The 24,872-nt window shown below is 36.0% G+C and carries 21 protein-coding genes; 13 read left to right on the forward strand and 8 right to left on the reverse strand.

Annotated elements, in window-relative coordinates; translation table 11 throughout:
• The first annotated feature begins 6 nt into the window (after positions 1 to 6).
• A complete protein-coding gene (locus tag DFR56_RS01145) occupies positions 7 to 999 on the forward strand; it encodes a coiled-coil domain-containing protein (protein WP_211320586.1) in 993 nt (330 codons plus the stop codon).
• 91 nt (positions 1,000 to 1,090) lie between these two features.
• Positions 1,091 to 1,312, forward strand: a complete 222-nt coding sequence (locus DFR56_RS01150; RefSeq protein WP_110393590.1) for a heavy-metal-associated domain-containing protein — start codon at positions 1,091 to 1,093, stop codon at positions 1,310 to 1,312.
• Positions 1,313 to 1,863: 551 nt separating this feature from the next.
• On the opposite strand, the gene DFR56_RS01160 is transcribed toward DFR56_RS01150, so the two are convergent.
• The gene (locus DFR56_RS01160; RefSeq protein WP_110393592.1) at positions 1,864 to 2,472 is read right to left on the reverse strand and encodes a protein kinase family protein; all 609 of its coding nucleotides are present in this window, start codon (positions 2,470 to 2,472) and stop codon (positions 1,864 to 1,866) included.
• A 482-nt stretch (positions 2,473 to 2,954) separates the two neighbouring features.
• Between DFR56_RS01160 and DFR56_RS01165 the strand changes: the two genes are divergently transcribed.
• The 4 genes from DFR56_RS01165 (at position 2,955) to DFR56_RS01180 (ending at position 7,812) form a co-directional block, all read left to right on the forward strand.
• Positions 2,955 to 4,838 (forward strand): heavy metal translocating P-type ATPase, encoded by a 1,884-nt coding sequence (locus DFR56_RS01165; protein WP_110393593.1) that lies wholly within the window; start codon positions 2,955 to 2,957, stop codon positions 4,836 to 4,838.
• Between the two features lie 15 nt (positions 4,839 to 4,853).
• Entirely contained in the window at positions 4,854 to 5,561 is a 708-nt protein-coding gene (locus tag DFR56_RS01170; RefSeq protein ID WP_110393594.1) for a Crp/Fnr family transcriptional regulator, read from the forward strand.
• Positions 5,562 to 5,809: 248 nt separating this feature from the next.
• On the forward strand, positions 5,810 to 6,547 hold the full coding sequence (locus DFR56_RS01175) for an SDR family NAD(P)-dependent oxidoreductase (RefSeq protein ID WP_110393595.1): 738 nt from the start codon (positions 5,810 to 5,812) through the stop codon (positions 6,545 to 6,547).
• Positions 6,548 to 7,170: 623 nt separating this feature from the next.
• On the forward strand, positions 7,171 to 7,812 hold the full coding sequence (locus tag DFR56_RS01180) for a hypothetical protein (protein WP_110393596.1): 642 nt from the start codon (positions 7,171 to 7,173) through the stop codon (positions 7,810 to 7,812).
• A 653-nt stretch (positions 7,813 to 8,465) separates the two neighbouring features.
• Here DFR56_RS01180 and DFR56_RS01185 read toward each other — a convergent pair.
• The gene (locus DFR56_RS01185; protein ID WP_207519986.1) at positions 8,466 to 9,668 is read right to left on the reverse strand and encodes an MFS transporter; all 1,203 of its coding nucleotides are present in this window, start codon (positions 9,666 to 9,668) and stop codon (positions 8,466 to 8,468) included.
• Positions 9,669 to 9,827: 159 nt separating this feature from the next.
• Here DFR56_RS01185 and DFR56_RS01190 point away from each other — a divergent pair, with 159 nt between their 5' ends.
• The 3 genes from DFR56_RS01190 to DFR56_RS01200 all read left to right on the forward strand — a co-directional run bounded on the left by DFR56_RS01190 (position 9,828) and on the right by DFR56_RS01200 (position 12,801).
• Positions 9,828 to 10,307 (forward strand): PaaI family thioesterase, encoded by a 480-nt coding sequence (locus DFR56_RS01190; protein ID WP_110393598.1) that lies wholly within the window; start codon positions 9,828 to 9,830, stop codon positions 10,305 to 10,307.
• A gap of 74 nt (positions 10,308 to 10,381) precedes the next feature.
• Positions 10,382 to 11,176 (forward strand): ABC transporter ATP-binding protein, encoded by a 795-nt coding sequence (locus tag DFR56_RS01195; RefSeq protein ID WP_110393940.1) that lies wholly within the window; start codon positions 10,382 to 10,384, stop codon positions 11,174 to 11,176.
• Complete coding sequence (locus DFR56_RS01200) at positions 11,173 to 12,801, forward strand: hypothetical protein (RefSeq protein ID WP_110393599.1); 1,629 nt, start codon at positions 11,173 to 11,175, stop codon at positions 12,799 to 12,801. Before DFR56_RS01195 ends, DFR56_RS01200 begins: the two co-directional genes overlap by 4 nt.
• Positions 12,802 to 14,759: 1,958 nt before the next feature.
• Here DFR56_RS01200 and DFR56_RS01205 read toward each other — a convergent pair.
• The 4 genes from DFR56_RS01205 to DFR56_RS01220 form a co-directional block, all read right to left on the reverse strand.
• Complete coding sequence (locus tag DFR56_RS01205; protein ID WP_110393941.1) at positions 14,760 to 16,361, reverse strand: ABC transporter permease; 1,602 nt, start codon at positions 16,359 to 16,361, stop codon at positions 14,760 to 14,762.
• Between the two features lie 33 nt (positions 16,362 to 16,394).
• Positions 16,395 to 17,300: an ABC transporter ATP-binding protein gene (locus tag DFR56_RS01210; protein ID WP_110393600.1), complete on the reverse strand. Its 906-nt coding sequence runs from the start codon at positions 17,298 to 17,300 to the stop codon at positions 16,395 to 16,397.
• Positions 17,301 to 17,385: 85 nt separating this feature from the next.
• Entirely contained in the window at positions 17,386 to 18,027 is a 642-nt protein-coding gene (locus DFR56_RS01215; protein ID WP_244916390.1) for a TetR/AcrR family transcriptional regulator, read from the reverse strand.
• Between the two features lie 231 nt (positions 18,028 to 18,258).
• Positions 18,259 to 18,681: a hypothetical protein gene (locus DFR56_RS01220; RefSeq protein ID WP_110393601.1), complete on the reverse strand. Its 423-nt coding sequence runs from the start codon at positions 18,679 to 18,681 to the stop codon at positions 18,259 to 18,261.
• 84 nt (positions 18,682 to 18,765) lie between these two features.
• Between DFR56_RS01220 and DFR56_RS01225 the strand changes: the two genes are divergently transcribed.
• The 3 genes from DFR56_RS01225 to DFR56_RS01235 all read left to right on the forward strand — a co-directional run bounded on the left by DFR56_RS01225 (position 18,766) and on the right by DFR56_RS01235 (position 22,468).
• Complete coding sequence (locus DFR56_RS01225; RefSeq protein WP_110393602.1) at positions 18,766 to 19,734, forward strand: MBL fold metallo-hydrolase; 969 nt, start codon at positions 18,766 to 18,768, stop codon at positions 19,732 to 19,734.
• Positions 19,735 to 19,916: 182 nt separating this feature from the next.
• Positions 19,917 to 20,693, forward strand: a complete 777-nt coding sequence (gene nadX / locus DFR56_RS01230) for an aspartate dehydrogenase (protein ID WP_110393603.1) — start codon at positions 19,917 to 19,919, stop codon at positions 20,691 to 20,693.
• Positions 20,694 to 21,448: 755 nt separating this feature from the next.
• On the forward strand, positions 21,449 to 22,468 hold the full coding sequence (locus tag DFR56_RS01235; RefSeq protein ID WP_110393604.1) for an acyltransferase family protein: 1,020 nt from the start codon (positions 21,449 to 21,451) through the stop codon (positions 22,466 to 22,468).
• Positions 22,469 to 22,983: 515 nt separating this feature from the next.
• Here the strand turns inward: DFR56_RS01235 and DFR56_RS01240 are convergent.
• Together DFR56_RS01240 and DFR56_RS01245 are read right to left on the reverse strand one after the other, a co-directional pair.
• The gene (locus tag DFR56_RS01240; RefSeq protein WP_110393605.1) at positions 22,984 to 23,739 is read right to left on the reverse strand and encodes a class I SAM-dependent methyltransferase; all 756 of its coding nucleotides are present in this window, start codon (positions 23,737 to 23,739) and stop codon (positions 22,984 to 22,986) included.
• 207 nt (positions 23,740 to 23,946) lie between these two features.
• Entirely contained in the window at positions 23,947 to 24,306 is a 360-nt protein-coding gene (locus tag DFR56_RS01245; RefSeq protein WP_110393606.1) for a rhodanese-like domain-containing protein, read from the reverse strand.
• A gap of 268 nt (positions 24,307 to 24,574) precedes the next feature.
• Here DFR56_RS01245 and DFR56_RS01250 point away from each other — a divergent pair, with 268 nt between their 5' ends.
• A complete protein-coding gene (locus DFR56_RS01250; protein WP_110393607.1) occupies positions 24,575 to 24,838 on the forward strand; it encodes a metal-sensitive transcriptional regulator in 264 nt (87 codons plus the stop codon).
• The last annotated feature ends 34 nt before the right edge of the window (positions 24,839 to 24,872 follow it).

The following is a 24,872-nucleotide window of genomic DNA, read 5'->3' on the forward strand; positions in this document are numbered from 1 at the left end:
AAAGTTTTGCAAAATAGTGAATGGATTGAAACGGTACAAACCATTTTTAAACAAGAACTTATCCCTGTCATCGAGCGTCTCGATAAGGTAGAAGGAAAATTTGACAGTCTGGAAGGAAAAGTCGATAGTTTAGATGGAAAATTTGACAGTCTGGAAGGGAAAGTCAATAGTTTAGATGGGAAAGTTGACAGTCTGGAAGGGAAAGTCGATAGTTTAGATGTGAAAGTCGACAGTCTGGAAGGAAAAGTTGATGGTTTAGATGTGAAAGTCGACAGTCTGGAAGGAAAAGTTGATGGTTTAGATGCGAAGGTCGACAGTTTGGAAGGAAAAGTCGATAGTTTAGATGTGAAAGTCGACAGTCTGGAAGGAAAAGTTGATGGTTTAGATGCGAAGGTCGACAGTTTGGAAGGGAAAGTCGATAGTTTAGATGCGAATGTTGACAATCTGGAAGGAAAAGTCGATAGTTTAGATGCGAAGGTCGACAGTTTGGAAGGAAAAGTCGATAGTTTAGATGCGAATGTTGACAATCTGGAAGGAAAAGTTGATGGTTTAGATGCGAAGGTCGACAGTTTGGAAGGAAAAGTCGATAGTTTAGATGCGAATGTTGACAATCTGGAAGGGAAAGTCGATAGTTTAGATGCGAATGTTGACAATCTGGAAGGAAAAGTTGATGGTTTAGATGCGAAAGTTGATAGTCTAGAGGAAAAAGTTGACCATATGGATACACGTCTTGGTGGTGTGGAAGGAACAGTCGATCAAATGGGAACCCGTCTTGATAGTATGGATGAAAAACTAGAAAAAATCGATCATAAAACAGGTAGCACAATCGAGCATGTGATCTTGAATTCTGAACATATTACTGTTTTACAACAAGATGTTAAGGAAATAGCAGGAACGGTAAAAAGAATTGAAAAAACACAAGAAGAGCACGAAGTTACAATCGACTTGCTTGCAAGAAGGTCCATCGATCAAGAGGCTGAATTAAAACGAGTTAGATAGCATCTTTATTTCCAAACTTGATTTATATCAATTTATTTGTCTACTCCATCGGCTACAATAGAGATAGAATAAAACAAGGGAGGGAATGAACATGACGAAAGCAATATTCCAATTAGAACCATTAACTTGTCCATCTTGTGTTAAAAAAATAGAAACAGCCTTAACGAAAACAACAGGTGTGAATATGGCAAAAGTATTGTTTAATTCTGGAAAGGTAAAGGTAGAATTTGAGAGTGAAGTTGTAGAAGCTCATGAATTAGCAACTGTTATTCAAAAACTCGGTTACCCTGTGATGAACACAAAAGTATCATAAAAATATATCAAGAGGCTGAGATCAGAAAATCCGACAAAGGTAGCTGCATATAACCCGCTCCGGAAACATACTTCGCGCCTCCTAAGGCTGCTGGTGAGTCTCTTCGTGCGAAATGAAAGGAAGGCCAACTAAAAACGGCCTTTGCGGCCAACGTCGGCAGACCCCTTGCTTGGGCAAGGGGTCTCACCGATGCCTTTCTCCCCGCAACACCTAGGACGTGCTAGTGTCAGCCGACCAGGGGTCTACGTATATTTCCTCCGCTAAGGTAATGCATTTCTCGTTTTTAGATTTGATCGTTTTCGTTATGTCCCTGCTCTAATCATGAGAGATTCAAATGATGTTAACGGGCTTCAATTTCATTGATTGCCATTTGGACGGTGAAAGATCGAACAAAGGTAGAGTTAGACGATACTTCAGGTCAAGTCGGTTAGCAGTAAAATAGATAAATAGTTTTAAATGGATGAGAAGAGTGCCTAAAGTAATTAGGGCGCTCTTTTTCCCTTGGCATAGTCTAAGCTAATCATATTTGATGATCCTTCAGCTAATAACTACTAATTCGGGTAAAACGGTATCAGACCCTTGTTGTAAAGTACAGCCGTAATGTTAAGTAAAGTTGCGGGTATTTTTTTAGCGAGATAATATTTACGATAAAACTGGTAATAGGCTTTCTTTAAATTTTCCCATTGTCTACAGTTTTTCTTCTGTCTAAACCGGGCAACATCAATCAGTTTAATTTCATTATGATTGGTAATAAATATGTTGCGCAAATGAACATCGGATGGATTTAAATCTAAATTTCTCGCTAATGATAGTGCATAGTCGATCTCTTTAATATGAGCTGAAGTTATTGTTTTACCATTGGTTATACATTCAAATAGTGTTAGTCCCTTAATGTAATCTATCACAATGTAATTATGTCCTGAATCATGGATCGTTGGGTAATATGGAACACCTTTAAGTATCTGATAGATAGTGGCTTCTTCTTTTGCAATCGATGTATTTGTCGGAAAGAAGACTTTAATTGCCACACTGGATGCCTTCAATTTAAAAACATATGCACTCCTACCTTTGCCAACAAACATCAATGAATGATCGTAGCTAACTAGTCGATTTTTTTTATTTATTATAACTGTTTTCGCAAGTTCTTCATAAGTAGTCAAAGGAATACCTCCAAAAAATTATTAGAAAGTTCGGCTTATTGCCAACTGTTTATGGCGAGAACTTAAGTTGTACTTTGTGTAAAGAAAGTTTTAGACTTTCTTAACGTCAAAAAAAGACCTCACCAAAATACCAGGTAAGGTCTCGCTAACAACATTATGTTGCCAATAAAGCCGAGGAGGATAAAACCCCTGTGCTGACGACTGTATTGTAATATAGCTACTCCCCTTATAGGAGAAATATTTATAAATTTGTACATCTATTATATGTAGAAAAGGCCATGGTGTCAATTCAAAATGGGTTTTGTAAGCTTCCAATAATAGGGGATAAAGTTCTTTTAAAAAAAGAATTCTTTCTGTATTAATAATTCTTCGGCCAAGCGTCAGATTATATTTTCCACGAAGTTATTGAACAAACTTGATTACGGTCAATTCATTTTTCTCGAAAAGGTTTTAAGATATAGATAGAAAAGGAGTGGGTGAACATGCAACTAATCATTCATAAGTATAAAAATCAGTTGACAGTCATTTCATTTGGATTAATCGTACTTGCATTTATTTTGGGAGGAGAACTGAAAAGTGTTGCTCTAATTATCGCAACGATCATCGCAGGGGTACCAATTTCGCTCAAAGCATATCAAGCGGTAAAAATGAAAACATTTAGTATTGAGTTACTCGTGACGATCGCTGTCATTGGTGCCCTTTTTATTGGAGAATATGTCGAGTCGGCAGTTGTTACGTTTTTGTTCCTATTCGGTGATTATTTAGAAGGAAGAACACTAGAAAAAACACGATCATCCTTAAAAGAACTAGTCGATATGGCACCACAGGAAGCAGTCGTCATTCGGGACGGGGTTCAGGAAACAATTCCAGTAGAAGAAGTAGTAAGAGGCGACCGAGTGATTATCCATTCCGGTGGAAAGATTCCTGTAGACGGAAAAATTGTTTCCGGGCAAGCATCTATAAATGAAGCGGCAGTTACAGGGGAATCTGTTCCAGCATTGAAAAAAGTTAATGATGAAGTATTTAGTGGTACAATGGTAGATAATGGTTATATGGAAATGATCGCAGAAAAAATTGGTGATGATACTACTTTCGCCAAAATAATTGAACTTGTCGAAGAAGCACAAGAATCGAAATCAAAAACGGAGAAGTTTTTAAATAAATTTGCCAGTATTTATACGCCAAGTATTGTTGTTTTGTCTGTCCTAGTCTATTTTCTCACGAAGGATCTTCATATTGCCATTACATTTCTCGTTATAGCATGTCCTGGGGCATTAGTTATCGGTGCACCTGTTTCAACCGTTGCAGGAATTGGAAATGGAGCAAAAAATGGTGTCCTCATTAAAGGTGGGGAAGTAATGGATACATTTGCTAAAGTGGATACGGTCGTGTTTGATAAGACAGGTACATTAACGAAAGGGCAGCCGGAAGTAACAGATTTCAAATTGTTCATCGATGAAGAGGAAGAACATTTATTCCAGCTTATTGCTCAAGCAGAAATGATTTCTGAACACCATTTAGGGAAAACGATCGTCAAAGAAGCAGAAAAACGGAACTTAGCTGTAACAGGGAAAGTAACAGATGGAGAAGTCATTAAGGGAAACGGCATTCGGGCAATAGTAGAAAATCGTCTTTTTGTTATCGGTAATCGAAAATTAATGAATCAAGAAAACATTGAAGTTACCCCTACAATGGAAGCATATGCAGTGCAAAGAGAAAAGAAAGGGAATACAGCAATTTTTGCAAGTGTCGATGGAAAAATGGCAGCAATCATCTCGATTGCAGATGAAATTAGGGAAGATGCACATCGGGCCTTAGCCGACCTTCGCAAAAACGGTATTAAAAAAATGATCATGCTTACAGGTGACAATGAACATACTGCAACACTCGTCGCTAACCAACTTGGACTTGATGAATACCATGCAGAGCTCCTTCCACAAGATAAAGTAGATTATGTAAAAAAGTTAAAAGCAGCCGGACATAAAGTAGCAATGGCTGGAGATGGAATTAATGATGCACCTGCCATTGCAACAGCTGACATCGGGCTTGCAATGGGAGAAGGCGGGACAGATATTTCGATGGAAACGGCGGATGTTGTATTAATGGCTGATAAGTTAATGCAATTTGCTCACGCCTATTCTCTTTCAAAAGGAAGCATCCGTAACATGAAGCAAAACACATACTTTGCAGTTGGCACAGTATTCCTCCTTCTAATCGGTGTTTTAAAAGGTCAAGTCCATTTAGCTTCAGGAATGTTTATTCATGAAGCAAGTGTCATCTTAGTTATTTTGAATGGAATGCGTCTGATTACCTTTAATCGAAAAAAGAGGAAAGAAGAAAACGAATTACAATTGAAAAGTGCATAAAAGGGAGGTTATTGAATGAACAAAAACAAAGCGTACCCACACCACGACCAAGGGGTGGGTACGCATAAAGCATGTGTATCCCTCGTACCGATTTTTAATCATTTGGAAGAAGAGCAAATGAATGAAATTATGCAAGCTGTTCAAAGTGTTTCATATAAAAAGGGTGAAATTATCTACCACGCTGGTGATGAATCTGATTCATTATATATCGTCAATCGGGGACAAATAAAAATTTATCGTCTATCTGAATCGGGTAAAGAACAACTTGTCCGGATTTTACATCCTGGTGATTTTACAGGAGAACTCGCCTTATTTCAGGAGTCCGACCATGAGGCATACGCAGAAGCAATGGTGCATACACAAATATGCCTCATTAAACGAGATGAGTTACATAAATTATTAGTAAAATACCCGACCATTTCACTGAAAATTTTAACTGAGTTTTCGAATCGATTAGACACTTCGGAAAAGCAGACGACTCGATTTGCAACGGAAAGAGTCGAAACGAGAATCGCTCTTTTTTTAGCCGAATGTGTAGAAAGTGAAAAAGGCACGATGATTGAATTGCCAATGAGTAAAAAAAATGTCGCCTCTTATTTAGGTACGACACCTGAAACATTAAGTAGGCGTTTAAGTGAATTTGAGGCAGAAGGTCTAATCAAACAAAAAGGACAAAGGAAAATCGAAATACTCGATCTTGATGGGTTACTTTTAATGGGGTAAAAGAAATGGCTTTTATCATGAGAACTATTCGTTAGTTATCAAGTAAATGATGGTGAATGAAGCACTATAAGAATTTTTTTATATTAAAAGTAAATTAAATGTGAATAATTTTCATCTACTTTCTCAACATAGTTGTATCATACGTAAAGTCATAAATTTGTAATCACTCGATGAAAAAACATGGTTATTAAAGTGTATGATAGGAGTGGATAGGTATAATGAACTATTCCAACTTGGAGGTGCAAGAAATGGGAAAACTTAATGGAAAAATTGCAATCATTACTGGTGGTGCATCAGGAATCGGAGAGTCGTTAACACATTTATTTGTTGAGGAAGGTGCGACGGTAATTGCAGCTGATATTAATGAAGAAGCCCTACAAAAAATAAGTACAAAAAGTGACCGAATTGTAGGCATGAAACTCGATGTCTCCAAAGAAGAGAATTGGCAAGAACTCGTTCAACAGGTAGAAAATGAGTTTGGACGTATCGATATTTTAATTAATAATGCTGGTGTTACGTCAGAAAAACCAATTGAACAAGTTGATTATGCTGATTGGGAATTTTTACTGAAAATAAATGGTTTCGGCACGATGCTCGGTATTAAATATGTCGCCCCTACCATGGTTAAAAATAATCAAGGATCAATTGTAAATGTATCTTCTGTTACAGCGCAAGTCGGCATGGGATTAAATTCTTACACCGCATCAAAAGGATCTGTACGAGCCATTTCAAAAGCAGCCGCAACACAGTACGGTAGAAATGGCATACGTGTAAACGCCGTATTTCCAGGTGTGATTGAAACGCCAATGACGGAAAAGTTAGAGTCAAGCGTTGAAGCATTACAGCAAATAAATGCATTAACACCTCTTGGCAGACTAGGAAAACCAGAGGAAGTTGGAAAGGCGATTTTATTTTTAGCAAGTGATGATGCGTCTTATATTTCCGGAGCTGAATTAGCAATCGATGGTGGATATTCAGCAATGTAGTAATACGTTTTGTTCATCGAAAGCACATGTGATCAAAATTGGCCCATGTGCTGTTTTTTTGCATGTTTACAAAATGATGGATTTGGAAATAAACCTAAATGAATTACGTAATTAAAAACGTAATTTTCGCAAAGTGAAATAGACAAAAAAAGCCGTCCTAAAATGAAGAGGGATGAAGATACAGCAGTGATCAAGTTGAATTTGGATTAACTAATTGCACTAGCACGTCCTGCGACTGCGATTACTCGTCGCAATAAACATTGTCATTTGGAAGCTGAAGCCGTTTCCCGCGGAATTTAACGTTGCTGTGACTAGGTAGGTTTATAGACGAAATATCAAACTATGTTACTGCGCAGTTTATCTCTTATATGTAAAAAACAACAAATCTATTTGGTAGGAGCAGTCTACGTATTTGATAAAATTTGTATATTAATTACCCATTTAAATGACAAAAAAGTTATATGAGAGTAATATGAATTTATACACCTAAAGTCTCGGATGACTCTGTCTGCTATAGTTCGTTCTCCAATAGTATTAGGCCTAATGAATTGTTTTAATCGTATTTTTATTTATTAACCACTTAAAATTATGGTATTCTATACATAAGATAAGGAGGTACCACAATGAAAAAACTAACTATATTCACGTTGTTTATTTTACTTTTAGCAGCTTGTAACTCTCCTCAAGAGACAAGCCCTAAAGACACAGATGGCTCCAGCAATGTATCAGAAGAAGTAAAAGACGATCTGGAAGATGAGACGAACAGGGAAGTGGATGAAGCAACTCAGAATGATGAACCAGAAGTTACAGAAGAAATGGATGAAAATCAAACAGAAGCCCCAGCGCAGGAAAATGAGTCAAGTAATAATAACGCAACGAACGAACATAGTCCTTCAGAAAAGAACGAGGAACCGGAAGGAAATGAACATGACGAATTAGTTGAGTTAACGAATAACATTTTTAACGCTCAATTTAACAAGGATTATGATTTCCTGCAGTCGATCCTTTCAAAAGGTTCTAAATTGGACAAGGAGAACAATAAATTTATGTTTGAAAATGTTACCTATCCACATGAACAAGCATTATTTACAGAGAAAACTGCAGGTGATTTAGAGTTTCGATATACAAATGAAAATAATGCAGATTCAGTTGTCGTTGGGTTTGCAGCAGTTGATTATGAAAAAGAATATAGTTTTGTTATCGACTTTGAATTTGTACAGGAAGATGGAAAATGGAAAATGAATGACATGGATGTAAACAAATAAAAACAAATCGCTAAATTCCGAATATAAGGGTTTGGCGATTTTTCTGCTTTAACCACTTTGAATCTAGGAATATGAACTAGTGCAAAAGAGTAAATTTTCATCCATTTATAGTTGATATTTAACGATCCTTTACCAAGAAGTCTATAAAATGGATGTTCAAAACAAAAATGACGCATCGAATTTCTGCGTTGGCAGATAAGAAAGCATTCCTTTCTTGACTCGCATAAGTGCAACTTTAGTTCTTGCAGTAAAGGCGTAGTGAATACCAAGTTTTCTAAGCTTGCTTTTTTAGGTACTTACGTATGTAAAAGCTTTAGAGGATCCCGTTACATTCGCCCACGTCCTGGGACTGGGACTGCGCTTACTCGTCCCATCGAAGAGCATTTGCGCATTCGCTCGTCCCATCGAAAAGAGTTATGGGCAACACGGAAGTCATCACATCCTGTGAAAGTCCGTTCCCGGGAGTACTCCGCCTTGAATTTATTGGTCCTTTTTATCGACCTTTTTGAACACGCACTACAAGGGAAAGTATTAAAGTAGTTTACTTAATTAATTCGTTTCCAGGAAAAACGACTGTTCGTCCATTTCCTTTCAATGGTACTGATGAAAAAACATCTACATGAAAATATTTCAACATAATCACCTCATTAAAATTAATGACTAGTCACTTTATTCATTTGAAATTGAGTCAGTTTTACGATGATTACATAAGTAATTGGTAAAATGGTGGTAAATAATACGATTCCATGCCAGCCAAACTTTTCCCAAAGTGGCACAAGTAATGTTGTTCCTGTAGATACTCCTATATAATAAGCGACTAGATAAATACTTGATGCGCTACCTTTGTGGTGCTGTGCTTCTTGTGAAACAGTTGCCGTTGCAATCGAATGAGAAACAAAAAATCCGAGACAAATGATACAAAGGCCGATAATAATGGCAAAAAGCGACTTGCCTAATGTAATCAACAATCCGAGCACTAAAAAAACTATCCCTGTTATCCGAATCGTGCTTAAACGATATTTACTTGCAAACAAGCCAGCAATTGGAGCACCGACAACCCCTAAACTATACGCAAAATAAAAATAAGATATTTGTTGTAAAGATAATTCATATGGTGCATCTAGTAAATGAAATGGTAGAAAAGTCCACATGCCGGTAAAGGAAACCTGTAAAACAATCCCAAGCCCGAACATTAATAATAAGGTAGGATTTTTAAAATGGACAAGAAATCCTTTCATTTCTTCCGTAAAATTTCCAGTTGATCGTTCAAAGTGCATTGATTTTGGCAAAGTAAGAAAAACGAATACAAAAGTAAGCAATCCAAATGCACCTAATATGTATAAAGCTATCTGCCAAGAAATTGCCTCAGCTAAAAAACCTGTTATAAATCTTCCGATCATCCCACCTAGACTGTTACAAGCAATATATAAAGTCGCCGCAAATCCGACATGTTTTTGGTCAATTTCTTCTGTCATATACGCAAGCGCAGCTCCAAGTACCCCTGCAAGGGTAAATCCTTGAAGTAATCGAAAGAAAATAATGAGCAAAAAAGAATTCATCATCGGGATGATGAATAATAAACATGCAGTACTGATAATGGAAAAGTGAATAAAAAATGTACGTCCTTTAAGGTCTGATAAAAAGCCGATTACAATTAAACCAATAATCAGTCCGACAGTAGTGAGTGACATGGACAAACTAGCAAATGAAATGGTAATATCATAATTTTTTGTTAAAATTGGTAAAATTGGCTGCATCGAGTACATTGTTCCAAAAATAAAGAACGCTGATGTTCCTAAACCGATAACGATGTTCCAAAATGCTTTATCTTTCATCGTATATTTTTGTTTATTCATGTAAACACCCATTCATAAATAAAGTTAGCAAACATTGTTTACGGAAGAAAATTTTACGTATCGTATTTTTAGTATAGTATAATGAAATTCAAATAGCTTACTATATAACTTGAAAATAAGGTTAGAAGAATAAAATCTTAAAAAGAAAGGTGATATAAAATGAATGAAGTAAAAAATGCGATTCAAGATGACTATGGAGATGATTATGCTTGGTGTTACGGCTGTGGGCGAAATAATGAGTCAGGTCTTCATTTGCGTACAGGTTGGAAAGGGGATAAGACGTTAACAATATATACGCCTCGAGAAGAACATAAGGCAATTCCAGGATTTATATATGGTGGATTAATCGCTTCTGTTATCGACTGTCATGGAACAGGATCAGCAGCACTTGCCTTACACCGAAAGCTGGGTCATGAACCAGGAGATGGAGTAGAAGCACCACGTTTTGTCACTGCTTCTTTACATGTTGACTTTATGAAACCAACTCCTGAAGGTATTCCTTTACGTGCAATAGGAGAAGTAGTAGAAATTCATCCAAAAAAGTGGAAAGTAGTTACAGAAGTTTTTGCTGGGGATGTGTGTTGTGCAAAAGGAGAAGTAATTGCCGCTGTTATGCCAGATACCTTTATGAAAAAATAATTACCATTTAATTGCTAATACCCGTATGTTAGACTAATGGTAATTAGTTCCTATTGGAGGTGGGTTTTATTATGATGCAAGAAATAATTTTAAAATTGCGCGATGTAGAGATGAGTTTCGGGACAAAGCAAGTACTAAATGGTATCAATTTAGACGTTTATAAAGGGCAAATTATCGGGTATATTGGTCCAAATGGAGCTGGGAAAAGTACGACATTAAAAATTATGCTCGGTTTAATCGATGGTTATGAAGGCAATGTTGAACTATTTGGGGAAGATATTGCAAGCGGTGATGTCACTTATAAGCGGCGGATTGGTTATGTTCCAGAAAATGCAGACCTATATGACAATTTAACGGCATGTGAGTATATCACTTTTGTTGGAGAATTATATGGATTAACACGAAAAGAAGCAGAAGATAAAGGGTTACAGCTCCTTACTCAATTTGAGATGGAAGACGTTTTTCATCAAAGAATTTCTTCATTTTCGAAAGGAATGCGGCAAAAAGTATTAATTGTTTCTAGTCTTATCCACAATCCAGATCTTATTTTTTTAGATGAACCATTAAGCGGACTTGACGCAAATAGTGTTATGGTCATTAAAGATATTTTAGAAGAGTTGAAAAAACGAGGGAAAACAATCTTTTATTCATCCCATATGATGGACGTTGTGGAACGAATTAGTAGTCGAATTATTTTACTTGTCAACGGTAAAATTGCCGCTGATGGAACCTTTGAAGAGTTAAAGGAGCAAAATAAAGAAGGGTCGTTAGAAGGGATTTTCAATCAATTAACAGGTTTTGACGCTCATAAGGAGACAGCAGCTACATTCGTCTCTATTGTGACTGGGAAGGCGAGCGATCAAGAATGACATATTTTCAACCACTTAAAGTAGTCGATTTTTTTCGTCCCTTGTTTGAAAAAATGAAGATTGATTATGTAGTGATGAGAAAAATAGTCGAAGTAAAATTGCTGATGGATGGAAGGCGTGTACCGACTGTTTTTAGTAGTTCAACAAAACAAAAAGGCAACCAATTTATGAAGTCCCTTTTGATTTATATGCTGTATAGTTTAATTTTGCTTTTCTTTATTTTTGGGGATCAATATATGTTTCAAATGAGTTTCGTTTTTGGGATTTCCATGTTTTTACTGATGACTTCTATGATTGCAGATTTTTCATCTGTTTTACTCGATGTTCGTGATAAAACGATTTTACATACAAAACCAGTTCATTTACGGACAATTAATGCAGCAAAAATGGTTCATGTTATCATTTATATGACTCTACTTACAGGTGCGTTTACAGTTATTCCCGCGTTGGTCATGCTTTTTTCACAAGGCCTATTCTTTTTTCTTCTTTTTCTTTTGACGATTATTTTATTCGTATCATTTATTATCGCTTTAACGTCTCTTATCTACATGTTTGTGCTACGCTTTTTTAGTGGGGAACAGTTAAAAGACCTGATCAATTATATACAAATCATCCTATCGGCTGGAGTAATTATTGGCTATCAAATTGTCATTCGAGCATTTGAATATGCTGGTTTCACATTTGAATTTACCTTTTCATGGTGGAATGTATTTATTCCTCCCATGTGGTTTGCTGCTCCATTTGAATTGTTGATAGCAAGGAACTTTTCTAGTGGAATCATTGTTTTAACTGTTCTTGCAGTTATAATTCCAATTATTTCTATCCTGCTCTATTACGCATTAATGCCTTCCTTTGAACGAAATTTAAAAAAATTAAAGGAAGAATCGGGCACAGCTAGACGTAAAAGATGGCAATTTAGTACCTTATGGGAAAAAATCATTTGTTTTCATAAAGAGGAGCGAATGTTTTTCAGATTTGCCAATCAAATAATGGGTGCGGAGCGAGAATTTAAACTAAAAGTATATCCATCACTCGGGATCGCTCTTGTGTTCCCGTTTATCTTTATTTTTAACGATTTAAGTTATCTATCTTTAGAGGAGATAAGAGAAGGAAATTCATTTTTACAAATATATTTTGTTAATATTATTGTCGGAATCGTTGTCCATATGTTATCTTTTTCCGGCAAATATAAAGGTGCGTGGATTTTTAAAGCGGCTGGAGTAGAGCATCCTAATGAAATGAATGGAGCAACGATCAAAGCATTTCTTGTGAAATTGTATGTACCGATCTTTTTTATTGTGGGGACAATCTATTGTTTTATCTTTTCGCCACGGATTATTGTACATCTTTTTATCGTATTCTTAGCTGCTATCCTTTTAGCCATTTTATCTTATTTTTTAACGAGCAAAGGTGAATTTCCATTTTCAAAACCATTTGAAAGTATCCAACAAGGCGGTGGGAGTACTGTTACGGTTATTCTGATAATGATTTTTACCGCACTTTTAGCGGGTCTACATTATGTGATGATATTAATTCCTTATGGTATGTATGTTTATTTGATCGTATTAATAGTGACCATTTTTATTTTGTGGAGAAATTTATTTTCGAAAAAGTCGATGGAATAGTGTTATTGGAGTAGCTTTATGTAGGAAGGCACTTGTGCTTTCTATATGATCCGGCGTAATAGTAACGGGTTTACTACCATAATAATAACTCAACTTTCGCACCAATAAAATGAGTCCAAACAGTTCGCTTGATTAAGGTTGGGATGCTTCTAATTATATCTTGACAAACTTGGTATGGAAAACTGTATTCCAAAAGAGGCACTGCCAATATTTTTCCAACAAAATAGATTTGTTGTTTTTTTCTATAAGATATAAACTGTGCATTCTTCCCATGAACTGCGCATTCCCGTATTGAACTCTACATTATTCGATGGAACTGCGGATTCCCGTATTGAACTGTGCATTAGTCGCATGAACTGCGCATTCTCGTATTGAACTCTGCATTATTCGATGGAACTGCGCATTCCTGTATTGAACTCTGCATTATTCCGATGAATTGCGCATTCTCGTATTGAACTGTGCATTAGTCGCATGAACTGCGCATTCCCGTATTGAACTCTGCATTATTCGATGGAACTGCGCATTCCCGTATTGAACTCTACATTATTCGATGGAACTGCGGATTCCCGTATTGAACTGTGCATTAGTCGCATGAACTGCGCATTCTCGTATTGAACTCTGCATTATTCGATGGAACTGCGCATTCCTGTATTGAACTCTGCATTATTCCGATGAATTGCGCATTCTCGTATTGAACTCTGCATTAGTCGCATGAACTGCGCATTCCCGTATTGAACTCTGCATTATTCGATGGAACTGCGCATTCTCGTATTGAACTCTGCATTATTCGATGGAACTGCGCATTCCCGTATTGAACTTTACATTATTCGATGGAACTGCGCATTCCTGTATTGAACTCTGCATTATTCCGATGAATTGCGCATTCTCGTATTGAACTCTGCATTATTCGATGGAACTGCGCATTCCCGTATTGAACTCTGCATTATTCCGATGAACTGCGGATTCCCGTATTGAACTTTACATTATTCGATGGAACTGCGGATTCCTGTATTGAACTGTGCATTAGTCGCATGAACTGCGGATTCCCGTATTGAACTCTGCATTATTCCGATGAACTGCACATTCTTGTATTGAACTCTACATTTTGCTTCTGACATTCCTTAGCGAAGGGGGAAAGTGAGGAGGCTCACCAGCCGCCCACGGTAAAGGAGACACTGTGAAAGCAAGTGAAAACGTAGCTAGAACAGATGTCGCTCTTATGCCTGTGGTGAAAGCGGAGTGCATTTCCTTAGCGGTTGGCTAAAATGTTTCTGCGCAGTTTATTTCAAATGCGTGATAAAAAGAAACAAAATAAATGAAAGAGCAAGGGAATATAGAATATACAAATTGCTTTAGAGTAAATAGTTATCCAAACATAATTATCCGAAAGCTTATTTGTCCATTCCACACTGAGAAAGTTGAGATAATAATCTTTTTAAAAAAAGTTGAATTTATATATAAAATAGTGTTTTCGTGAACCTGACACTAGTTAAAACGCAATTTTGTGTAGAGAGAAAAGCCATTTTGAAGGGTCTGAGCATTGCTATTATGCACTTTTATCCTTTTGACTGCTAAAACGGATTCCGTTATGCTTACAGTGCAAGTAAAAGTTACTAGCTTCTAAAGAGGCACTCGTTGCTAGTCACTCGCTTAGCTAACGAAAGGGGGAGCGAATGAATATGTCATAACATGATGTCTTGAAAAATGAACCTGGCTTTATCGCCAATGTGATAATCAATTGCCTCCATACTTATCTTGATTGTCCTAACAACTCCACTCCATTCATTTTCAAGATACATGTAAGTTGGTAAAATGAATACGTTTTTCTAAGTTCATGTGAATTTCAAGAGTACAAGTTCATTCGGTAGGGAGAATGACGATGGTTCATACTTTTTATTGTTGGAAAAGGTTTAAAAGAGGAAATGGACGCCTGTGCCTAGGGAGCACAGGCTATTTTTTTATCCAAAAATATCTCGTCTATTATAACGAATAAAGCCAATGATGGAAAGGGAAACAGTTATAAAAAGTAACACTGCCATTTCAGTCAAATTAATTTCTTCGACTGGGATTTCAGGTATATAATGATATGGTGATAGGTTGCCAAGCCAATCTGGTAGTTGTAATAAAGCCCCTAAATAAATGACAACAAATGAATAACTTAAGTAAAACCAGATAACACTTGAGCGTTTTGGAATAAACCCGATGAATAGAACAGTTAAACTAATCATCAGCCAAATAGCAGGCAAATAAACGAAAGCTGCTTTCAAAGTAGGCATCAAACTAATAGGATCTTCCATCACAGTTGAAGCAGCAGCCCAAAGGCCAAATCCAGTTAAGGATAACATCATAATGGATACAAGAATGGCAATGATAAGGGAGCTACCTAAAAGTGTATTTCGGGAAACTGCTCGACTGAATAAATGCTCTATGCGATTTTTTCGTTCCTCACTTACTATTTTTAACATGATCATAAGTGGGGGAATGGAGCTGACCATCGCCATTATTTTCATTAATAATGTCATAAATTGCTCTGTCAAAGAAACACCTTCATTTGCAGCTAATAATTGTTGCATCATTTCATTATCGTTAAAAAATGATTCAAGATCACCAAATATAGAACCATAAGATACCCCTAAAATAAATAGTCCTATTGCCCATGAAATAATGGCGGTTCGTTGAAGTCGTAAAAACAAACCAGTTGGGCTTTGTAAAAAACGGCTTGCAAATTTCTTCCCAGGTCGTGCTGGTAGTAAACCTGCTTCCAAATCACGTTTCGCATGCAAATAAAAAGCAAAAAATAGAAGCAATAAGCTGATCCCTATCGTTCCTAAAACAGGCCACCAATTATTTTCGACAAACACTTTCGAATGTAAAATCCACCCGAGAGGAGATACCCATGAAAGAACCTCGTTACTTACATCGCCGACTGCTCGAACAAGATAAAAAAGAAGTAAAGCGGCAATAGATAGCCCAATCGTCCCTCGTGCATTTTCCGACAGTTGCGCAAATACAGCAGTAAGAGCGGAGAAAAAGATTCCAATTCCACCTAAGGCAGCTCCATACAATAAAGATCCTTCTAAATCCATGCTTTCGATTCCTAAAGCATATAAACTAAAACCAATTCCAATCGCAAGTAGAAAATGAACGATGATTAATATCGTCATTGTGGCAGATAAATTGGCTAGGCGACCAGTTGGCATGGAACGAATAAGTTCGATTCTTCCAGCTTCTTCATCTGATCTTGTGTGCCGAGTGACGAGTAAAATACTCATGATGGCAACAACAATGGCTGTAAATAATAACATTTGGTGAGCCATCATTGCTCCAATTGTATAGTTATCAAGTCCATATCCTGGGCCGACCATTGCAATCATTGCAGGATTTTTCATCGTTTCAGCCATTCCTTGACGTTCTATTTCAGTTGTATATAAACGATGGAAAGCTTCCGCGACTAAAAAGGTAATTAGGATGAAAGAAGCAATCCAAATAGGAATTCGAATACGATCTCTTCGAATGAGAAACCGCATAAGAGTTCCACAGTTCTCAAAAGATTGAGTCATCAATTGGCACACCTCCATTAATTGCTTTCATCATTAATTTGTACCTATAGAGGATTTTTCCGTCCCTTCATAATGGCGCATAAATAAATCCTCAAGTGTTGGTGGAGCACTTTCTAATTTACTAATGCCAAAATCGCTAATATGTTTAATGACAGAATCAAGTTGTTCTGTATCAACTTGAAGGGAAATAGACAGGTCTTTTCCAGCGATATTGTGGATACCGGAAACTTTTTCTAATCCAGTTATCGGCGTTTTTGTTTCAACTTGTAAATTTGTCCGTGTAAGATGACGTAACTGGGTAAGTGATCCTGTTTCAATGATTTGCCCGTCACGAATGATCCCAATTCGGTCGCATAATTTTTCAACTTCAGATAAAATATGGCTTGATAATAAAACACTTTTCCCGGAATTTTTTACTTTCAATACATTTTCTTGAAAAATTCGTTCCATGAGCGGATCAAGTCCCGATGTTGGTTCATCGAAAATATACAAATCAGCATTTGAAGCAAAAGCTGCTACAAGTGCTACTTTTTGTCTATTTCCTTTAGAATAAGTACGGCATTTTTTGGAAGGATCTAATTTAAATTGTTCGATCAATTCTTCGCGTAGCTTACGATTATTTGTTCCTTGCAGTTTTACAAAAAGGTCAATTACTTCTCCACCTGTTAAATTTGGCCATAAATTCACATCACCAGGAACATATGCAATTCGTTTATGAATAGAGACAGCATCTTTCCAAACATCTTTTCCAAAAATAGTAGCTTCACCAGATGTTGCCTTCAAAATACCGAGCAAAATGCGAATGGTTGTCGATTTCCCCGCTCCATTTGGTCCGATAAAACCAAACACTTCGCCTTCATGCACTTCGATATTCACGCGATCAAGTGCTGTAAAACTTCCAAATTTTTTCGTCAGATCGACCGTTTTCAATAAACTCATTTCCCTACCTCCCTTTATTTTCCTATGGTATACCCACCAATCAAAACATAGAGCCCCATATGCGAATGGGTTTTAGCGCTCCGTCTTAATGCAACGCTTCTTTATAAAAAGCTTTCTTTAACACGTCTAAGTAGGCAAAAAATTCATCCCAATAAGGATCAAAATTTACATCTGTTAAATTTTTACCTTGTAGTTGAGCAATTAAATTGTTTTGATAGCCATCGATTGCCCATTGAATTAATTGAAAAGCTTTCTCTACTTCGAGGTCTGATCGAAATAAAGAAGTATCAATATTATCGTATAATAACGAATACCCAAGCTTGGAAAATTTCTCAAACTTTTCTTGGATTGGCACCGGAAGCTTTGTTTGCTGATCGATAAAAATATTCCCAAGAAAATGAAATAAATCTGGGTGGTTAGCGTAAGCCTCCATTTTAATTTTTGTTGCTTGTTTTGTCCGTTCGATAAAATCAGTTGTTTTTGTATTCACTTTCTTAAAATATTCCATTTCAACAAAATCAAGACTGTAATTCAGTAGGTAATAAAAAAGGTCTTGTTTCGATTTAAAATAGTAAAACAGCATTCCTTTACCGATATTGGCATTTTGAACTATTTTATTTGTTGATGCTAGTTCATACCCTTTTTCGGCAAACTCTTTCATTGCAGCATTTAATATTTGTGTTTGTTTATTCTTATCTAGATTGTTAAATGTTTTGATTTTCTCCACCTCCTAAAAGAAATAGACCGAACTGGTCGATTTTAGTGTAACATAATAGACCACTGTGGTCAATGGTCTTTTTTTGTCGGTAAGATGCAACCTTTTCTTACTTAAATTATTGCAACCTTAGGCATTCGTAGTAAAGGCTTGGCTCATTTATTTACATACGTGCAACATCACCTAGTCAACACCTGTCGGCTTGCCAATCGGTGTGTTTACGAATGCCGGGTTTTCTAATGTTTAGACAACTTCAATGACAAAACTAGTATATACTTCTTCATCAATCATGACGTCAATTGTCCAAAATCCACGTTCATCAAAGCCAATCTTTGCAGCATTTTCTCCTTGAATTTCATCTTTATATAATTCAACTATTTTTCCAGTATCCTCATGGGTAGCTATTAAAGTGTATGTTTTTCCGACGAGCTGATCGGTATGATCAAAGAAACTTAATTGGTACAGACGACCTTGATCCTTTAAAAAGTGCGGTTCATTTGGATCTCCGTTTATTTTTGTTATACCAAAACTAGCTTCGGCTCCAATATAATCGACATCGGCTACTGAGACACTGCCATTTTGTCGCCAGTTTTTATCTTGTCCATTACAACCGAAGATGAAGAGAATGCAAGAAAAAAATATAACGATCATCATTCGCTTGAACATTATGTACTCCCCAATCCAATTACTTATTTACCGATTATCTTCCATGGTATAATAAGTAAACAATCAGTTGCAAGGAGAATATGAATGAAAGTTTCTATAAAAACACCAACGATCCATCCAATCATTGTACCGACAACATCTAGCCTTAAAACATTTAATTTTTATCTTGTTGAAAATGAAGAGAAATTATTTCTAGTAGATGCAGGTGTCAATACAGATGAATGTTGGCATGCTTTTATCAATACCCTAAAACAAACTGGACGAAAAATGGATGAAATTGATGCGATTATAATAACGCATAATCATGCTGATCATATCGGCTTAGTAAATAAAATTCGAAGTAAAATGGACATTCCACTTTATGCCCATCAAGATGCAATTACTCGACTAAAAAGGGAAACTCCATTTTTACAAAAACGTGTCCATTTTTTTGAGAATCTTTATAAAGAGATGGGGTGCAAAGAAGAGGCGTCTGATCAATTGGAACGACTTAAGAGATCGATTGAAAAAAATAAACATCAAATAATTACTGGAGAAATTAACACATTACTTGATGGCGATGAAATTTTTGGTTTCAGAATAATCGAAGTCCCTGGTCATGCACCAGATCATATCGTCCTTTATCATGAGGGAAGTGGGATCATGTTAGTTGGGGATCATATTATCGAACATTCACCAAGTAATGCACTAGTTGAACTTGGTAAAAATGGAGACCGGATACGATCTCTCTATTTATATGAACAATCATTACAAAAACTATTGCAATTACGTGGGACTATCGCTTACTCGGGTCATGGAGCAGTCATTCACAATCCGCATCAAGTAATTGAAAACAAATTAAGGAGGATCGAAAGAAAAGCAGAAAGAATTAAACGTTTATTATCCTACCCAAAAACGGCTGCTGCAATCGCCAAACGGCTGTATAAAGAAAGGTATATACCACTACTTCCACTCGTCATGTCTGAAGTTATTGGTCATTTAGATCGATTGGAGTTGATGGGGGAAGTTAGGATAGAGCAGCGTGATCACGTATATTATTATAAGGTGGATTAAATGATGCCAATAATCATGCATTCTCATGATGAATTTAGCATTACTCTCATTTTTAGAAGATAAGATAAATTCTTTCGGTACGTGTGTAAATGGTAAGATAAGGATGTAACCATTAGAGAAAGGGATCAACATAAGGACAATAGTGCTATGATGGAAAAAGAAGCTGTTTAGGAGGATATAAATTGAATATTGGAATAATCGGAGCAGGGGCCATTGCGACATATTTATTAAACGAATTAAATGAGAATAAAACAAACATACAGATTACTAGTTTATATGTTAGGGATCATGAAAAATATAAAAGACTTGAAGAAGAATATAATATACGGCTCTATACAAACTTGGAGCAATTTTTAAAGGCGGATATTGATATTGTTGTGGAGGCTGCAAATATTGAAGCGGTAAAGCAATTATTGCCTGAAATTATTACTCAAAAAGATGCGGTAGTAATCAGTATTGGAGCATTAGCTGAAGAGGAGTTTTTACACGAAATAAAATGCGCTTTAGAAAAAAATCAACGACATATTTATTTACCTTCCGGGGCGATCGGTGGACTTGATCTAGTACAAAATGTTTCAGCCGTTGGAAAAATTAAAAATGTATTACTTGAAACTCGAAAACCAGCTAATACATTAGTGAATGCTCCAATTGACGAGGAGCAAATTATTTTTGAAGGAACAGCTAGAAAAGCAATTGAAAAATTCCCCAAAAACATCAATGTATCCATCGCTCTTGCTTTGGCCGGGGTAGGATTTGATGATACAAAGGTAAAAATAATCGCTGATCCACATACCGAAAATAATCTACATACTATATCTGTCAACGGAGAGTTTGGACAGGCTACCTTTTCCATAACGAACAAACCACTACCTTCCAATCCCAATACAAGTTATTTAGCAGCAATTAGTATCATTGGAACGTTGAAAAGGCTAACATCATCCATCAAAATTGGCATGTAAATGAGGCATATTGACGTTTTTTATCATAATTGCCCGGGAAATGACTGGAACATAAGAAGGTGAGCCATAAAAAATAATCGAGTCTAAAGAAGAACAATGCGTAACCTTAGCGGGCGGGGAACTATACGTAGACTCCCAGTTGGCTAAAACGGTCACGCCCATGTGACTACGCCGATACTAGTGTGTCCCGGGAATGCGCTTACTCGTCTCATCGAAAAGCCTTTTCATTTTGTTCGTTTCACTGTAAAGAATTGTGACGTCATCGATACTAGTACATCCTGGGACTGCAATAAGTCTCGTCCTATCGAAAACCATTACACTCGCGAAACTCGGTGTAGTAAACATTGTACGCCTAAGGCTCACTAGCTGGCTTACACTAGGATGCACAAAATATATTTTCAAAAGCGGGTTACGGACACCTACTATTGTTCGGGTTTTTTGGTAAATACATTTATGTCCCAACTTTTTTTATGAACATTTTTAATAAACACTACCATGATAATTATGTAACAAAAATTAAATAAATACATCGCACCGAACTACTTGCAACATTAGAACATGGTTGATTTTTAAGATATTGAAGGGAAGAATTGAACGAATAGATAATAGTAAACTTTTTTACAAATAATTTACAAATGTATTAAATCATTGTTATTTGTGCTTGATCGCTTGAATGATGAGGTATATTTTATTTACAGTAGTATTATAAAACACGTTTTTTAAAAAGAAACGTTTGTTAAAAAGGATGAATTCAATTGGAAAGAAATGCTTACTTTGATAATGCGAAGATATTATTAATTTCGCTCGTCGTTTTCGGTCATTTGATTCAGCCATTTACCTCAGACTCAGAAGGAATCGGCACTTTATATACGTGGATTTATACGTTTCATATGCCAGCTTTTATCTTGTTAGCGGGATTTTTTGCGAAAGGATCTGGCAATCTCTCGTATATATTAAAACTTGCAAAAAAGTTAATTATTCCGTATATCATATTTCAAATAATGTATACTGGTTATTATTTTTTAATTGGTAAGAGTAATTGGTTAACAGATAGTATTTTTTATCCGCACTGGTCATTATGGTTTCTTTTTAGTTTATTTTGTTGGCATCTTTTATTAATTCTGTATAAGAAAATACCACCACGAGTTGGAATAGGTCTAGCATTACTTATTGGAATATTGATTGGCTTTTTTGATTCTTTCGGGCATACGTTTAGTTTGTCACGAACATTTGTGTTTTTCCCTTATTTTTTAATTGGATATTGGTTATCAAAAGAACAAATGACATTCTTAAAACGAAAAAGCGTTAAGATTGCATCTGTTTTTATCATGTTAAGTATTGCCGTAGCGATTTATTATTTACCACATATTAATTCCGGTTGGTTGCTCGCTTCTAAATCATATAGTACATTGGGACTGGATGTATATGGTGGATTTGCACGATTAATTATTTATGCAACTTCAAGTTTAATGGCTGCATCTATATTAGCTTGGATTCCGCAACAACGGTTTTCTTTTACAAAATTAGGTGAAAGAACACTTTATGTGTATTTATTACATGGTTTTATCGTTCAATATGTTAGGGAAATAGAGTGGCTTCGTGTAGATAATATCCTCGATTTATTTGGAATTGTCGTTATCACAGTCGTAATTGTGATTGGATTATCAAGCAAATTTGTCGTTACTATTTGGCAACCTTTAATTGAAGGAAGCACTACAAGGTTGAAAGCTTTTTTTGAAAAAGAAGAAGTCGATGATAAAAATATGAGTGCTTAATAAAATAATGTAACTAGGCTATTAGAAAAAGAAACTGCCACGTTTTTCTCTTTATGAAAGAGGCTGGGATAAAACTAAAACGATCCATCTAAAGAAGAATACGATACGACCTAAGTGGAGGAAATAGACTCCCGTTCGGCTGGCTAAAAATCGCGCCCTAGGACTGTGCCAACGTAGAGAATTGTAACCAACGACACTAGCACGTCCTGGGACTGCGCTTATTCGTCCCATCGATGAGCATTTGCACTTACGTTCGTCATCGAAAATCATTGTCATAAAGCTTGCACTAGCACGACCGGTGCGGCGGAAGGCTTACCACCCAGACATCTTAGGATGCGCGAATTATATTTCTAGAACGGATTATATGCAACAACTGTTGTTCGGATTTTTCTTTGATAAAAACACTTATGTCCCAGGCTCACTCTCAGCAAAAGTCGAAAGAAGTGTTTCGCAATAAGACGAGAAGAGTCAACTTTCAATAAACCGAATGAAAAACTAATCCCACTTTAGTATTTCTATTTGGTACATAATACCATCCATTCGTCAATGGCAAATGATTGAACTTTGTTGTTTTCTGTTTTCACTTCAAAATAATCTTGTATTTCACCTGTTGCATGTAAAAGTAAATTCTCCACATCCGTTTGATCTTGAACATCATCTAATGTTCGATTTACCCATTCTTCAAACGGTAATGTTTTTTTTCGAATCATTTCTTGCTCTATGTTGAATGATTGTAAGAATTTTTTCCATTCAGAAATTTTATGTGACCGAACATGACTATAATCACGCCTCTTTTCTAAACGATTCACAAATTTGTCCAATGAGCCATTTTCAGATGCTACATTATCAATGAATAAAAACTTTCCTTTTGGTTTTAATACTCTTTGAACTTCATGGATGAATGTTTCAGGATGAGGAAAATGGTGTGCTGCAATTCGGCAAGTTACGATATCGAATGTTGCATCTATAAAAGGTAAGTTTTCCGCATCAGCGATAATAAAATGGATGTTTTGAAATGATTGTAAATGGTCTGAAGTATGTTCAAGCATGCTTTTTGTTAGGTCAGTGGCAAAAATACTTTTCACATATGGAGATAAGTGTTTAGCAACATGACCACCACCCGTTGCAATGTCGAGAACAAGCATATCTGATTCAGGTTTTAACCATTTTTTCATCAATAACAAGTCTGATCCTGTTGAGTGGGTGGAACTTGTAATATAAGCATCTTCACTTTTTGTAAAAACTTGTTTCACGGCTTCTTTCTCTCTCATTTTAAACCATCTCCTTTTTAAAATAGTACATCTTAAATATAATACAAATGTAAAATAAGTAAAATATTAAAATATAATCTAATTCGATAACAATTTATTATCTATCGTTTTCAAAGTTGTACTATTCGATTAACATTCCCGAGAGTATTTTGCTAAACAAAGAGGAAAGAACATCCCATCGATAGATGAAATGTTCTTCTAGTATTGTTAATACCAAGCATTCATACCGTTTTTAACATTAATAATATGTGTGAAGCCTGCTTTTTTTAATCGCTTTGCCGCCTGTAAACTACGCATACCACTTTGGCAAATAAGTACAGTTTCTTTTGATCTATCCAGCTTTCCAATCGATGCACCTAATTGATGTAATGGAATATTGTTAAATTGTTTAATATGATTGTGATGATATTCACCGGGTGTACGCACATCAATAAATTGTTTATTTTGATCGCAAATCAATTCTTTTAATTCTTTTGTTGTGATCGATTGAACACCTTTTACTGGTACCAATCGTGAGCCAAAGAGAATAATGACAAAAAATAAAATAAGCCAAAAAAGTAAATCCACTTGTTTTTCCCCCTATGTTTTGCTATTTTCCGCTGCTTAAGCATCCTATTAAGCGTTTTGGGCTAGTAGTTGATCTGTAAATAGTCTAAACACCCATATACCCCAGGCAGTAATTAAGGTGTAAAAACTAATATACTATACAGGGTATATAAATGCAATGAATTTATTTTACTATATGGATGTTTTAGTATAAGGCCAAACTATTGACAACATACCTATCAGGGCATATCATGGAAGTGATGAATAAAGGAGAGGAGCGTGCCAAAACATGGAGTATGATCAAAAAGTTGTGAATCGTTTAAAACGTATTGAGGGGCAAATAAAAGGAATAATAAAAATGATCGATGAAAATAAAGATTGTAAAGATGTTATTACACAACTATCCGCTTCTCGTTCAGCCATTGACCGTACAATTGGTGTCATCGTAAGTACAAATTTAATCGAATGTATTCAAAATAGAGATGAACATGATCAAAGAACAGAGGAAGAACTAGTTCAAGAGGCAGTTAATTTACTTGTAAAGAGTCGCTAAGTTATAGACTCTTTTCTTTTATTTTTATTGTATC

This window comes from Pseudogracilibacillus auburnensis, assembly GCF_003201975.1.
GTDB classification, from domain to species: domain Bacteria; phylum Bacillota; class Bacilli; order Bacillales; family Amphibacillaceae; genus Pseudogracilibacillus; species Pseudogracilibacillus auburnensis.